The sequence below is a fragment of the Streptosporangium sp. H13245 genome, assembly GCF_055690525.1.
Window position 1 is genome coordinate 1 of record NZ_JBSZKT010000018.1, and the last position, 15,109, is coordinate 15,109.

The window sequence follows — 15,109 nt, forward strand, 5'->3', positions numbered from 1 at the left end:
TTGGTGGGGGTTTCGCTGGGGTGGGGGTTGTGGGAGGAGCGTAGTGGGATCACGGGTGGGTTGGGTGAGGGTGATCTGGCGCGGATGGGCCGGGCGGGGTTCGGCGCGTTGTCCTCGGCGGAGGCGCTGAGACTACTCGACACCGCCCTGACCGTGGACGAGCCGGTCCTGGTACCGACGAAGCTGAACCTGAACGCCCTTCGAAACCGCGCCGACGACGTCCCCGCGATGCTGCGCGGCCTGGTGAGGACCCCCGCGCGCAGGGTGGCGAGGCGGGCGGACCCGGGTACCACGTTCGCCGCGACCCTGGCCGCCATGTCCGAGCCGGAGCGCGGGCGCGCCCTCCTCGATGTGGTACGCAAACACGTCGCGGCGGTGCTCGGCCATTCCTCTCCGGAGGCGGTCGGCGTCGACAGCGGATTCAAGGACCTCGGGTTCGACTCCCTGACGGCCGTGGAGTTCCGCAACCGGCTGGGCGCCGCCGTCGGTACGCGCCTGCCCGCCACGCTGGTCTTCGACTACCCGACCCCGTCCGGCCTGGCCGCCTTCCTCCGCGAGGAACTGCTGGGCACGACCTCGCCCCCGGCCACGGTTCCGGTCTCGGCCGGTCCGGTGGACGACGATCCGATCGTCATCGTCGGCATGGCCTGCCGCCTTCCCGGCGGGGTCACCTCTCCGGAGGAGCTGTGGGAGCTGGTGGCCTCGGGCCGGGACGCGGTGTCTGACTTCCCCACCCGCCGGGGCTGGAGCCTGGACGCCCTCTTCGACGACGACCCCGATCGTCCGGGTACGTCGTACGCGCGATCGGGGGCTTTCCTGCACGAGGCGGGGGAGTTCGACGCGGGGTTCTTCGGGATCTCTCCGCGTGAGGCGTTGGCGATGGATCCGCAGCAGCGGTTGTTGTTGGAGACCTCGTGGGAGGCGTTCGAACGGGCCGGGATCGACCCCTCGTCCCTGCGTGGCACCGACACCGGGGTCTTCGTCGGCGGCATGTACCAGGAGTACGGCCCCCGCTACGACCAGGCGGACAAGGGATCGGACGGTTACCTGCTGACCGGCGGTGCGACGAGTGTGATGTCGGGACGTCTGGCCTACACGTTCGGCCTGGAGGGGGCGGCGGTGACGGTGGACACGGCGTGTTCGTCGTCGCTGGTGGCGTTGCACTGGGCGATGCGGGCGCTGCGGCAGGGGGAGTGCTCGATGGCACTCGTCGGCGGCGTGACGGTGATGGCCTCCCCCGGGATGTTCGTGGAGTTCAGTCGTCAGCGGGGGTTGGCGGGGGATGGGCGGTGTAAGTCGTTCGCGGGTGCTGCGGATGGTACGGGGTGGGGTGAGGGTGTCGGGGTGTTGGTGGTTGAGCGCCTTTCTGACGCTTTGCGTAGTGGTCGTCGGGTGTTGGCGGTGGTGCGGGGTTCGGCGGTGAATCAGGACGGGGCGTCGAACGGGTTGACGGCGCCGAATGGTCCTTCTCAGCGGAGGGTGATCGCTCAGGCGTTGGCGGACGCGGGGGTGGTGGCGTCGGGGGTGGACGCTGTGGAGGGGCATGGGACGGGGACGCGGTTGGGTGATCCGATTGAGGCGCAGGCGTTGATGGCGGCTTATGGGGTGGGTCGGGAGCGTCCGTTGTGGTTGGGGTCGGTGAAGTCGAATATCGGGCATACGCAGGCTGCTGCGGGGGTGGCGGGTGTGATCAAGATGGTGATGGCGTTGCGGCATGGGGTGTTGCCGTCGACGTTGCATGTGGATGAGCCGTCGCCGCATGTGGACTGGTCTTCCGGCGCGGTGTCGTTGTTGACGTCGTCGGTGCCGTGGCCGCAGACGGGTGAGCCGCGTCGGGCGGGGGTGTCGTCGTTCGGGATCAGTGGGACGAACGCGCACGTGATCGTGGAGGAGGCACCCGCGCAGGAGGAGGCCGCTCCTGGTGTGGACGGTGGGGTGGTGGTGTGGCCGTTGTCGGCGAGGAGTGGGTCGGCGTTGCGGGCGCAGGTTGAGCGGTTGGGTGCGTATGTGGGGGCTTCTTCGCAGTTGTCGGCGGTGGATGTGGCGTATTCGTTGGTGGCGGGTCGTGCGGTGTTGGAGCACCGGGCGGTGGTGGTGGGCCGGGATCGCGATGAGCTGGTAGGTCGGTTGTCGGAGGGTGTTGTTACGGGGGCGGCTGGGCGGGGTGGGTTGGGGTTTTTGTTCACGGGTCAGGGTGCTCAGCGGGTGGGGATGGGTCGGGAGCTGTACGAGGCGTTCCCGGTGTTCGCGTCGGTTTTCGATGAGGTGGATGGCTATTTCGATGGGTCGCTGAAAGAGATGGTGTTCTCCTCGTCGGAGGGGGTGCTGGATCGGACGGAGAACGCTCAGGTCGCGTTGTTCGCTGTCGAAGTGGCGTTGTTCCGGTTGTTGGAGTCCTGGGGAGTGCGACCGGATTTCCTGTTGGGTCATTCGGTGGGGGAGCTGGCGGCGGCTCATGTGGCCGGGGTGATGTCCCTGGAAGACGCGGCCAAGCTGGTGATAGCGCGAGGCCGGTTGATGCAGGCGCTTCCCGCAGGCGGAGCCATGGTCGCGTTGCAGGCCACCGAGGCCGAGGTGCTGCCTCTCCTGTCCGGCACGGTTTCGGTGGCGGCGGTTAACGGCCCGCAGGCGGTCGTCGTCTCGGGTGACGAGGCCGCGGTAACGGAAATATCCGCATATTTCTCAGCTCAGGGGCGTAAGACCCGTCGCCTGCGGGTCAGTCACGCCTTCCACTCCCCCCTGATGGAACCGATGCTGGAGGACTTCCGCCGGGTCGCCGAAGCCGTGACCTACCGTCCCCCCTCGATCCCGGTCGTCTCCAACCTGACCGGCGAGCCGGTCACGGAATTCTCCACCGATTACTGGGTGCGGCATGTCCGCGAGGCGGTCCGTTTCGCCGACGGCCTGGCTTATCTACGGGATCAGGGAGTGGAGACGTTTGTTGAGCTGGGACCGGACGGTGTGTTGTCGGCATTAGGTGAGGAGGGTTTGTTCCTTCCGGTGCTGCGTAAGGACAGGCCCGAGGCCGAGAACCTGGTCACGGCACTGGCGAGGGCGTTCGTGGCCGGGGTGGAGGTCGACTGGAGGGCGTACCAGGAAGGCAGTGGCGGGAAGCTCGTCGATCTGCCGACGTACCCCTTCGAGCACCGGCACTACTGGTTGTCGTCGAAGTCGGCGCCGTCGGCCGGGCATCCGCTGCTGGACGTGACGACGCCGCTGGCCGAGGGCGACGGCGTGGTGATGACCGGACGGCTCTCCACCCAGGCTCAGCCCTGGTTCGCCGATCACCTCGTGGCCGGTCTCACCGTGGTCCCCGCCACCGCGCTGGCGGAACTCTCCCTGTACGCGGGGGACCAGGCCGGTTGCGACGTGCTCGACGAGCTGGTCGTGGAGGTGCCGTTGCTCCTGCCGGAGGCGCGGACGCGGCTTTTGCAGGTGTCGGTGGGCGCGCCGGACGGGACGGGACGCCGATCCCTGGGCGTGTTCTCCCGGGAGGAGGGCGCGTCGGAGGACCTCCCGTGGACCCGGCACGCGCGGGGCACGCTGGCCCTCGGCGGTGTGGAAGAGGCCGCCGACCTGACGGCATGGCCCCCGCCGGGAGCCGCCGAGGTCGACGTGGACGGGCTGTACGACGACATGGCCGCCGCCGGGCTCGACTACGGTCCCGCCTTCCGGGGGCTGCGGGCCGCCTGGCGGGACGGCGACCGGCTCTACGCCGAGGTGGCCCTGCCCGAGGAACTTGACGTGGAGGGCTTCGGCATCCATCCGGCGCTCCTGGACGCCGCCCTGCACGCGGCCGGGCTGGGCCTGCTGCCGGGCACCGAACAGGGCAGGCTGCCGTTCGCCTTCGACCGGGTACGGCTGCACCGTACGGGAGCGCGGTCGTTGCGCGTGCTGATGACCCCGGACGGCGCGGACGCCGTGTTCCTCGTCCTGGCCGGTGACACGGGTGAGCCGGTGGCCACGATCGGCAGGCTCGCCCTGCGCCCCTTCGCGCCCGAACGGCTGCGCGAGACCCCCGACTCGTTGTTCCGGGTGGGGTGGGTGCCGGTGGTGGGTGGTGAGGCGGTGTCGCCGGGAGAGGTAGTGCGGGTCGGCGCGGATCGTGAGGGGGATGTGCTGTCGGGGGTGCGGGGTGTGTTGGGTGAGGTGTTGGGGGTGGTGCGGGGGTGGGTTGAGGATGGGCGTTCGTCGTCGTCGCGGTTGGTGGTGGTGACGTGTGGCGGGGTGGCCGTGCGCCCGGATGAAACCGTGGATCCGGTGGCGTCGGCGGTGTGGGGGTTGATGCGGTCGGTGCAGGCGGAGTTTCCGGGGTTGTTCGCGGTGGTCGATGTCATACAAGGGGGTGAGGTTCCGGAGGGGTTGCCGGTGGGGGAGCCGGGGGTGGCGGTGCGTGATGGGGTGGTGTACGCGCCGAGGTTGATGCGGGCCGATGCTTCGGCGGGAGCCGGGCCGTTGTGGGGTGAGGGAACGGTGCTGGTCACCGGCGGCACCGGGGCGCTGGGCGGCCTGGTGGCTCGTCATCTCGTCACCGAGCACGGCGCGCGAGACCTGCTGCTGGTCGGCAGGCGGGGTCGCGACGCCGACGGAGCCGCCGAGTTGGAGGGTGAGCTGGCGGCGCTGGGCGCCCGGGTCACCATCGTGGCCTGTGATGTGGGTGATCGGGTGGCGTTGCGTGGGGTGCTGGAGGGGTTGGACCGGCCGCTCACCGCTGTGGTGCACGCGGCGGGCGTCCTCGACGACGGGGTCGTGGCCTCGCTCACCGCTGAGCGCTTCGACCGGGTGCTCGCGCCGAAGGCGGACGCCGCCTGGCATCTGCATGAGCTGACCCGGGAGATGCCGCTGGCCGCGTTCGTGTTGTTCTCCTCGGCGTCGTCGACCTTCGGCAACGCGGGACAGGGCAACTACGCGGCGGCGAACGCCTTCCTCGACGGTCTCGCCGCGCGTCGCAGGGCTGAGGGGTTGCCCGCGACCTCCCTGGCCTGGGGATTGTGGGAACACGGCATGGGCGCCGGTCCGGCCTCGGCCGGACGGGCGACGCTGAGCGCCGCTGAGGGGCTGGCGCTGTTCGACGCCGCCCTCGCGACGGACGAGGCCCTCCTGGCACCCGTACGGCTGGACACCGCCGCGCTCCGCGACGGTGACGTCCCCGCCCTGCTGAGCGGCCTGGTCCGGGCCCGCCCCCGGCGTACGACGGGTGAGACCACGCTGGCACGGCGGCTGGGGGCGGCGGAGGAGGGGGAACGCGCGAGGATCGCCCTCGAAGCCGTCCGCTCCCTGGTGGCCACCGTGCTCGGCCACCCCACGCCGGACGGTGTGCCGCCGGGGAGCAAGTTCTCCGAGCTGGGCTTCGACTCGCTCACCGCCGTCGAGCTGCGCAACCGGCTGAACACCGCCACCGGCATGCGGCTGCCCGCCACGCTGGTCTTCGACCACCCCACCCCCGCCGCGCTGGCCGCCTTCGTGACGGCCGAACTGGCCGGTACGCCCGCCGCCTCCGTTCCCGCCGTACGGACGTCCGCCGTGGACGAGCCGATCGCGATCGTCGCGATGAGCTGCCGCTATCCCGGCGGCGTACGGTCCCCCGAGGACCTATGGGAGCTGCTGGCCTCCGGTGGCGACGCGATCTCGCTGTTCCCCGCCAACCGGGGCTGGGACCTCGACGCGCTGTACGACCCCGACCCGGACACACCGGGGACCAGCTACACGCGGGAGGGCGGGTTCCTCTACGACGCCGACCGGTTCGACGCCGAACTGTTCGGGATCGGCCCGCGCGAGGCACTGGCGATGGATCCGCAGCAGAGGCTGTTGCTGGAGACCACCTGGGAGCTCTTCGAACGGGCGGGCATCGACCCGCTGTCGCTGCGTGGCAGTGACACGGGCGTCTTCGCCGGAATGATGTACCACGACTACGGGACCCTGCTGCCCGCCGTCCCCGGTGAGCTGGAGGGCTACCTCGGGACCGGCACCGCGGGCAGCGTCGCCTCCGGGCGGCTGGCCTACACCTTCGGCCTGGAAGGGCCCGCGGTCACCATCGACACGGCGTGCTCCTCCTCGCTGGTGGCGTTGCACCTGGCCTGCCGCGCGCTGCGGCACGGTGAGTGCTCGCTCGCGCTGGCGGGCGGTGTGACCGTCCTCGCCACGCCGGGCACGTTCGTGGAGTTCAGCCGTCAGCGCGGTCTGGCCCCGGACGGGCGGTGCAAGTCCTTCGCCGCCGCCGCCGACGGTACCGGCTGGGCGGAGGGCGTGGGTGTCCTGTTGCTCGAACGGCTCTCGGACGCGCGTCGCAACGGTCATCAGGTCCTGGCCGTGATCAGGGGTAGCGCGGTCAACCAGGACGGCGCCTCCAACGGCCTGACCGCGCCCAACGGACCCTCCCAGCAGCGGGTGATCCACCGCGCGCTGGCCGACGCGGGCCTTAAGCCCGGCGACATCGACATGGTCGAGGCGCACGGGACCGGTACGGCGCTGGGAGACCCGATCGAGGCCCAGTCGCTGCTCGCCACCTACGGCCGGGACCGCGACCGGCCGCTCTGGCTCGGGTCGGTGAAGTCGAACATCGGGCACACCCAGGCCGCCTCCGGGGTCGCGGGCGTGATCAAGTCGGTGATGGCGATGCGGCACGGGGTGCTGCCTCGGACGTTGCATGTGGACGAGCCGTCGCCGCACGTGGACTGGTCGTCGGGGTCGGTGTCGCTGCTGACCTCACCCGTGCCGTGGCCGGAGGCGGGTCGTCCGAGGCGGGCGGGGGTGTCGTCGTTCGGGATCAGCGGTACGAACGCGCACGTCATCGTGGAGGCCGTCCCGACCGAGGCCCCCGCTCCCGCTCCCACCACCGGTGGGGTGGTGGTGTGGCCGTTGTCGGCCGGGAGCGGGTCGGCGTTGCGGGTGCAGGCCGAACGGTTGGGTGCGTACGTGAGGGCTTCGCCGTTGTCGAGTGTGGATGTGGCGCACTCGCTGGTGGCGGGTCGTGCGGTGTTGGAGCACCGAGCGGTGGTGGTGGGCCGGGATCGGGACGAGCTGGTGGGTCGGCTGTCGGAGCTGGCGGCGGGGGATGTTTCGACCGGTGTGGTCTCCGGGGTGGCGGGTTCGGGTGGGTTGGGGTTTTTGTTCACGGGTCAGGGTGCTCAGCGGGTGGGGATGGGCCGGGAGCTGTACGAGACATTCCCGGTGTTCGCGACCGCTTTCGATGAGGTCGATGGCTATTTCGATGGGTCGTTGAAGGATCTGGTGTTCTCCTCGTCGGAGGGGGTGCTGGATCGGACGGAGAACGCTCAGGTCGCGTTGTTCGCCGTTGAGGTGGCGTTGTTCCGGTTGTTGGAGTCGTGGGGGGTGCGGCCGGATCTTTTGCTGGGTCATTCGGTGGGGGAGGTGGCGGCGGCTCATGTGGCCGGGGTGATGTCGCTGGAAGACGCGGCCAAGCTAGTGATAGCGCGGGGCCGGTTGATGCAGGCGCTTCCCGCAGGCGGAGCCATGGTCGCCTTGCAGGCCACCGAGGCCGAGGTGTTGCCTCTCCTGTCCGGCACGGTTTCGATGGCGGCTGTTAATGGCCCGCAGGCGGTCGTCGTCTCGGGTGACGAGGCGGCGGTAACGGAAATATCCGCTTATTTCGCAGCCCAGGGGCGTAAGACCCGTCGTTTGCGGGTCAGTCACGCCTTCCACTCCCCCCTGATGGAACCGATGCTGGAGGACTTTCGCCGGGTCGCCGAGACCGTGACCTACCGTCCTACCTCGATCCCGGTGGTCTCCAACCTGACCGGTGAGCCGGTCACGGAGTTCTCCGCCGACTACTGGGTGCGGCATGTCCGTGAAGCGGTGCGTTTCGCCGACGGTCTGGCCTATCTGCACTCTCGCGGGGTGCGGACGTTCGTCGAGCTGGGGCCGGACGGTGTGCTGTCGGCGATGGGCCAGGACTTGGTGGAGGAGAGCCTGTTCGTCCCGGCACTGCGCGGAGAACGACCCGAGGTGACGGCCCTGTACACCGCCGTCGCGACGGCCTACGCGCGGGGCGCCCTGCCGGACTGGGCGGCCGTGCTCGGCGGGCGCGGCAGGCGGGTGGACCTGCCGACCTACGCTTTCCAAGGGCAGCGCTACTGGCTCGAACCACCCCGGACGCCTCCCGCCGAGCGGGCCGGGGCGTGGCGGTACCGGGTCGAGTGGCGACCGGTGAGCGAGACCGGCACGCCGGTGCTGAGCGGCACCTGGCTGCTCGCGGCCACCGAGGGCGAGCCGCTGGCCGACGCCTGCGAGGCCGCCGTACGACGGCATGGGGCCGAGGTGGTACGGATCTCCGCGGACGACCTCCAGCTGCCCGCGGATGCCGGGACGATCAGCGGGGTGTTGTCCCTGCTCGCGCTCGACGAGGAGCCGCATCCGTCTCACTCGGTCGTCCCCCGTGGCCTGGCCCGTACGCTCGACCTGGTCAAGGCGCTCGACGCTGCCGGGGTGACGGCTCCCCTGTGGCTCGCCACCCGCGGCGCCACCGACCTCGGCGGTACCGACGTGAACCGGGCCGACGTGAACCGGGCCGACGTGAACCGGGCCGACGTGAACCGGGCCGATGTGAGCCGGACCAATGTGAGCCGGACCGATATGGGCGGGATCAACGCGGGCCGGACCGACGCAGACCGGACCGGTGTCAACGGGGCCGACGTCGGTACCACCGATGCGGGCGGCACCGGCACCACCAGCACCGGCGTGTCCAGCGGGGCGGGATCCCTCGCCCAGGCGCAGACATGGGGGCTTGGCCTCGCGGTCGCGCTGGAGTATCCGCGGCTCTGGGGCGGCCTGGTCGACCTTCCCGAGTCGCTCGGCCATCGGGAGGCCGACCACCTGATCCGCGCACTGGCGGGCTCGCTGGGAGAGGGGGCCACGGGGAACCAGTCGGAGAGCACCGCCGATGGCGGCGCCGAGGACCAGGTCGCCATCCGCTCGGCGGGCCCGCTGGTCCGCCGCCTCGTCCGCGCGGGTGCGCCGGTACGGCGGCGGGAGTTCCGGCCTACGGGGACCGTCCTCGTCACGGGCGGCACCGACGGTCTCGGCGCGGCCGTCGCCCGCCGCCTGGCGGCCGAGGGTGTCGAACACCTGCTGCTGACACGTCCCGCCGATGCTCCCGAGTACTCGCCACGGTCTCGTCCGGCCGGAGCCACCGAGCACCCGTCACCGGGCCGTCTCGTTGATGCTTCCGAAGCCGGTGCTTCCGAAGCCGGTGCCTCCAAGGCCGATGCTTTCGAGGGCGGTGCCCCCGAGGCCGGTGCTTCTGAGAGCGGGACCGTGGACCAGTTGGTGGCCGAGTTGGGAGAGCTGGGCGCGCGGCGCGTCTCGGTTGTCAGGTGCGACCTGGCCGACCGGCGCGCGGTCGAGGAGCTGCTCGGCACGGTGCCCGACCTCACCGCCGTGTTCCACGCCGAGGGCGTGCCGGGCGTGGCCGCGCTCGCCGACCTCGACGTACCGACTCTCGCCGGAGCGCTCGGGGAGAAGGCGGCGGGCGCCGCGAACCTGCACGACGCGCTCCTCGGCCGGGACCTCGACGCCTTCGTGCTGTTCTCCTCCGTCGCGGGTGTGTGGGGCGGCGCGGGCCAGGGCGCCTCCGCCGCGGCCGACGCCTCCCTGGACGCGCTCGCCGCGCGCCGGAGGGCACTCGGCCTGACCGCCACCTCGGTCGCCTGGGGACTCTGGGAGGAGCCGGGGCAGGCGGACGCCGAGCGGCGCGACCAGCTCCGCCGCCGGGGGGTGACCGCCATGGCGACCGAGGCGGCCCTGGCCGCGCTGTGGCAGGCCATCGAGGAGGATCGGGCCACCGTCACGGTCGCCGACGTCGACTGGGCGCGTTTCGCCCCGGTGTTCACCGCGCTGCGGGCCCGCCCGCTGATCTCCGACCTTCCCGAGGTACGGCTGGCACTGGGCGAGGCCGCGAAGGAGCCCGGTGAAGGGCGGTCCCCCGAGCTGGTGACACGGCTCGCCGGGCTGTCCGAGGGGGAGCGGCGACAGCGGCTGCTGCGTGTCGTCCGGGCCGAGGCGGCGGCGGCGCTCGGCCACGACTCCCCGGACGCGGTCCCTCCGGCGCGGCCCTTCCTCGAACTCGGCTTCGACTCGCTGGCGGCCGTCGGCCTGCGTAACCGGCTGGCCGTGGCCACCGGCCTGAAACTGCCCGCGACCGTGGCCTTCGACCATCCGAGCGCGGAGGCGCTGGCCGCCTATCTCGACAGCAGGCTGGATCCCGCGGCCGGGCCGTCGGTCGACGCCGGGCTCGACTCCCTGGCCGCCACGCTCGGCGCGCTCGACACGGCCGATCCCGAGCGGCTGCGCATCACGGCGCGGCTCCGGACGCTGGTCGCGGAACTGACCCGCGATCCGGCCGACACCGGGCCGCGGAACATGGCCGAGCTGGTCGAGGAGGCCTCGGACGACGAGCTCTTCGGGCTGCTGGACGCGGAATTCGGCGAGGGAGGACCCGGGCTGTGAACGAGGAAAAACTGCGCGAATACCTCAAGCGCGCCACGGTCGAGCTGCACGAGACCCGCCGGCGGCTGCACGAGCTGGAGCAGCGGCGGCACGAGCCCATCGCGATCGTCGCGGCGAGCTGCCGCTATCCCGGCGGCGTACGCTCCCCCGAGGACCTGTGGGAGCTGGTCGCGGGCGAGGTGGACGCCGTGGGGCCCTTCCCCTCGGACCGGGGCTGGGACATGGAGGCGCTCTACCACCCCGATCCCGACAACCCGGGCACGTCGTACGTCCGCGAGGGCGGGTTCCTGGAGACGGCGGGAGACTTCGACGCCGCGTTCTTCGGCATCTCCCCGCGCGAGGCGCTGGCCATGGACCCGCAGCAGCGGCTCCTCCTGGAGACCTCCTGGGAGCTGCTCGAACGCGCCGGTATCGACCCGGGCACGCTGCGCGGCGGCCACACCGGCGTCTTCATCGGCTCCAGCGGCCAGGACTACGGCGCGCTGCTCCAGTCGGCGGCCGAGGACGTCGTGGGCTACCAGATGACCGGTGTGGCGGCCAGCGTGCTGTCCGGCAGGCTGTCCTACAGCTTCGGCTGGGAGGGGCCCGCGGTCACCGTGGACACCGCGTGCTCGGCGTCCCTGGTGGCCCTGCACCTCGCCTGCCAGTCGCTGCGGCTGGGCGAGTGCCCGCTCGCCGTCGCGGGTGGCGTGGCGGTGATGTCCATCCCCGCGGGGTTCGTGGAGTTCAGCCGTCAGCGCGGGCTGGCCCCGGACGGGCGGTGCAAGTCCTTCGCCGCCGCCGCCGACGGTACCGGCTGGGCGGAGGGCGTGGGTGTCCTGCTGCTCGAACGGCTCTCGGACGCGCGTCGTAACGGTCATCAGGTCCTGGCCGTGATCAGGGGTAGCGCGGTCAACCAGGACGGCGCCTCCAACGGCCTGACCGCGCCCAACGGCCCCTCGCAGGAGCGGGTGATCCGCGCCGCGCTGGCGGGCGCGGGGCTGGCGGCGGGCCAGGTGGACGCCGTGGAGGCGCACGGTACGGGCACCCCGCTGGGGGACCCGATCGAGGCCCAGGCGCTGCTGACCGTCTACGGCGAGAACCGTCCCACGGACCGGCCCCTGTGGCTCGGCTCGATCAAGTCCAACATCGGCCACAGCGCGGGCGCGGCCGGTGTCGCGGGGGTGATCAAGATGGTGATGGCGATGCGGCACGGCGTCCTGCCGCGCACGCTGCACGTCGACGAGCCCACGCCGCAGGCGGACTGGTCCTCCGGGGCCGTCGCCCTGCTCACCGGGTCGCGCCCCTGGCCCCGGGGCGACGAGCCGCGCCGCGCCGGGATCTCCTCCTTCGGCGTGAGCGGCACCAACGCCCACACCATCCTCGAAGAACCCCCGGCGGACACACCCCCCGCCACCTCACCGCCCCCCACTACCGCACTGCCGCTCACCGCACCCGGGACGGAGCATGCGTACGGCGGTTCGGTGCCCTGGGTGCTGTCGGCGCGCAGCGCCACCGCGCTGCGCGCGCAGGCCGCCCGCCTCCGCGCGCACCTGACGGAGCCCCCTGACCCGAGCAAGCCAGAAAAATCGGACACAACGAACACGGTGGCGGACGTGGCCTGGTCGCTGGCCACCACCCGCGCCTCCTTCGAGCACCGGGCCGTCCTCATCGGCACCGGACGGGAGCGGTTCGACCGCGCGCTGGACGCGCTGGCCGGGCGACAGCCCTCCGCCGACGTCGTCGAGGGCGTGGCGCCACCGGACGGCGCCCGGGTGGCGTTCGTCTTCTCCGGGCAGGGCGCCCAGTGGCCGGGCATGGGCGCCGAGCTGCTGCGCGCGTCCCCGGTGTTCGCCGAGGAGATCGCCCGCTGCGCCGAGGCGCTCGCCCCGTACGTGGACTGGTCCCTCACCGGTGTGCTCCGGGGTGACGAGGGCGCGCCCGGCCTGGACCGGCACGACGTCGTCCAGCCCGCGCTGTGGGCCGTGATGGTCGCGCTGGCGGGCCTGTGGCGGTCGCTGGGGGTACGCCCGGCCGCGGTGGCCGGTCACTCGCAGGGCGAGATCGCCGCCGCCACCGTCGCGGGCGCGCTGTCCCTCGACGACGCGGCCAGGGTCGTCGCGCTGCGGTCCGCGGCGCTGGCCGGGCTGACCGGCGGGTACGGCATGCTGTCCGTCGCGCTCCCCGCCGAGCGGGTGGCCGGACGGCTGGCCCGCTGGGACGGCCGCCTCTCGCTCGCCGCGGTGAACGGCCCCGCCTCCGTCGTCGTCGCCGGGGACACGGACGCGCTGGCCGGGCTGCTGGCCGAGTGTGAGGCCGACGGGGTGCGCGCCAGGACGGTCCGGGTCGCCTACGCCTCGCACTCGCCGCAGGTCGAGGCCGTCCGCTCCCGGCTGCTGGCCGACCTGGCGCCGATCGTGCCCAAGGCGTCCGAGGTGCCGTTCTACTCGACCGTCACCGGGCGGCCCGCCGACACCACCGGCCTGGACGCCGCGTACTGGTACCGCAACCTGCGCGAGCAGGTCCGCTTCGCCGACGCGGTCGGGGCGCTGCTCGGCGACGGGCACACCCTGTTCGTGGAGTGCGGCCCCCACCCGGTGCTGTCCGTCGGCGTCCAGGAGAGCGCCGAGGCGGCGGGCGCCGAGGTGGCGGTGGTACCCACCCTGCGGCGCGACCAGGCGGGACCGGACGACTTCCTGCGTTCCGCCGCGCGGGCCCACGTCCACGGCGCGCGGGTCGACTGGACGCGGGTGCTGACCCCGGCCCGCCGGGTGGACCTGCCGACCTACCCCTTCGAGTCGCGGCGCTACTGGCTGTCGGCCGGATACACCGCCCGCGCGCTCGGCACGGACCCCACAAAGAACCCAACAGAGGACCCCGCCGAGGAGGCCGCCCTGGCCGAGCGGCTCGCCGGGCTCGACCGTGACGAGAGGGAGGAGGTCCTGCTGGATCTCGTACGCGCCCACGCCGCCGCCGTGTTCCGGCTGGACACCCCCGGCACGATCGGAGCGGACCACCCCCTTCCCGACCTCGGGCTCGACTCGCTGACGGCGATGGAGCTCAGGAACCGGCTGAGCCGGGCCACCGGGCTGCCGCTGCGGGTGGCCCTGGTTTTCGAACATCCGACCCCCAGAGCGCTCGCCCGGCATCTGCTGGCGGGCCTCCCCACGGTGCCAGAGGTGCGAGAGAGATGAACACGAGCAAGGTGCTGATCATCGGGGCCGGGCCCTGCGGTCTCATGACGGCGGTCGAGCTGACCCGCCGAGGCGTCGCGGTGACGGTGGTGGACGCGGAGAAGGAGGGGGCGAGGGGATCGCGGGCGGTGCTGCTGTGGCCGTACTCCCTGGAGCTCTTCGACGGGCTGGGGCTGCGCGCCGAGGCGGACAAGCGGGGCGTCGCCATCCAGGCGCTCAGCTACCACACCGCGCCGGGCACCGTACTGCGGCTGCCGCTGGACCCGCACCACGCGCCGCTGGTGCTGCCCCAGCAGGACACCGGCGAGCTGCTGGAGGAGGAGCTGCGCAGGCTCGGCGGCACGGTGGAACGCGGCCTGCGGGTGACCGGCCTGGTCACCGGCCCCGACTCCGTCACGGTCACCGCGCATCGGGCCGACGGCACCGAGGTCGTCCTGACGGCCGACTGGCTCGTCGGCGCCGACGGCCACCACAGCACGGTCCGCGAGAAGCTCGGCATCGTGTTCCCCGGGGAGCAGGTCCCCACCTCGTTCCTGATCGCCGAGGGCCCGCTGGAGGGCGCCTTCGACACCGACTCGGTCAACTACTACCTGGGCCGGACGGGCGTGATGCTCATCGCGCCGCTGCCCGGCGGCAAGGCCCGCATCTCCGGCACCCTGGACGGCGGCGACACCGTCGTCACGCCCGAGACGGCGCGGCGCATGCTGGACGAGCGCGGGCCCGGCGGGCTGCGCTTCACGGAGGTGACGCTGGTCTCCGTCTTCACCAGCAGCGAGCGCGTCGCCAACACCTTCCGCGCGGGCCGCTGCTTCCTGGTGGGCGACGCCGCGCACGTGCACACCCCGACCGGCGGGCAGGGGCTCAACCTCGGCTTCGCCGACGTACGCAACCTGGCGTGGAAGCTGGCCGGTGTGATCGAGGGCAGGTACGCCCCGGCGATCCTGGACAGCTACGACGCCGAGCGGCACGCGGCGGCCGAGCAGACCGTCGCGGCCACCGGCAGGATGACCCGCAACGCGGTGCTCGGGCCGGTGGCCCTCGTGGTGCGCAACACGCTCATGAGCCTGGCCCACCGCACCGGCGTACTGGCCAGGCAGCTGGTCCCCATGCTCGCCGGGTGGCAGGTGCGCTACCCCGACGCCCTCGGCCTGGCGGGCCGGAAGACTCCCCGGGGCCTGCCCGTACCGGGTACCCGCAGCCCCGAGTGGCCCCTCGAACCCGACCCCGACCCGATCGGGCGCTTCCAGCTCGTCAGCATGGGCCCGGCGGACGGCACGATGAGCCGCCGCGGGCGCGAGCTGGCCGAGGAGGAGCCCACCCTGGTCGCGCACCGCCACCGCACCACCGCGGGCAGCGGGTTCGTCCTGCTGCGGCCCGACGGCTACGTCGCCGCGGCCGGCCGGGAGACCGACTTTCCCCCGCTCGTCCGCGCACTGAAGCGGATCCTCCCCACTCCCACCCTGGAGCGATAG

General features: G+C 72.4%; 3 protein-coding genes. All 3 read left to right on the top strand.

Translation table 11 applies throughout. The annotated features are described in order from the left end of the window. Window positions 1-60 precede the first annotated feature (60 nt). From ACW9TB_RS23715 to ACW9TB_RS23725, 3 genes are read left to right on the top strand one after another with little or no spacing between them, the layout of a single operon-like run. Entirely contained in the window at window positions 61-10,464 is a 10,404-nt protein-coding gene (locus ACW9TB_RS23715; protein ID WP_472750250.1) for an SDR family NAD(P)-dependent oxidoreductase, read from the top strand. Continuing rightward, window positions 10,461-13,637: a type I polyketide synthase gene (locus ACW9TB_RS23720; protein ID WP_472750251.1), complete on the top strand. Its 3,177-nt coding sequence runs from the start codon at window positions 10,461-10,463 to the stop codon at window positions 13,635-13,637. Before ACW9TB_RS23715 ends, ACW9TB_RS23720 begins: the two co-directional genes overlap by 4 nt. Beyond that, window positions 13,634-15,109 (top strand): FAD-dependent oxidoreductase, encoded by a 1,476-nt coding sequence (locus ACW9TB_RS23725; protein ID WP_472750252.1) that lies wholly within the window; start codon window positions 13,634-13,636, stop codon window positions 15,107-15,109. The genes ACW9TB_RS23720 and ACW9TB_RS23725 overlap by 4 nt, the downstream gene beginning before the upstream one ends.

Excerpts from the sequence above, each read along its gene's own strand:
- ACW9TB_RS23725 (WP_472750252.1), top strand. The coding sequence starts at position 13,634 with ATGAACACGAGCAAGGTGCTGATCATCGGGGCCGGGCCCTGCGGTCTC.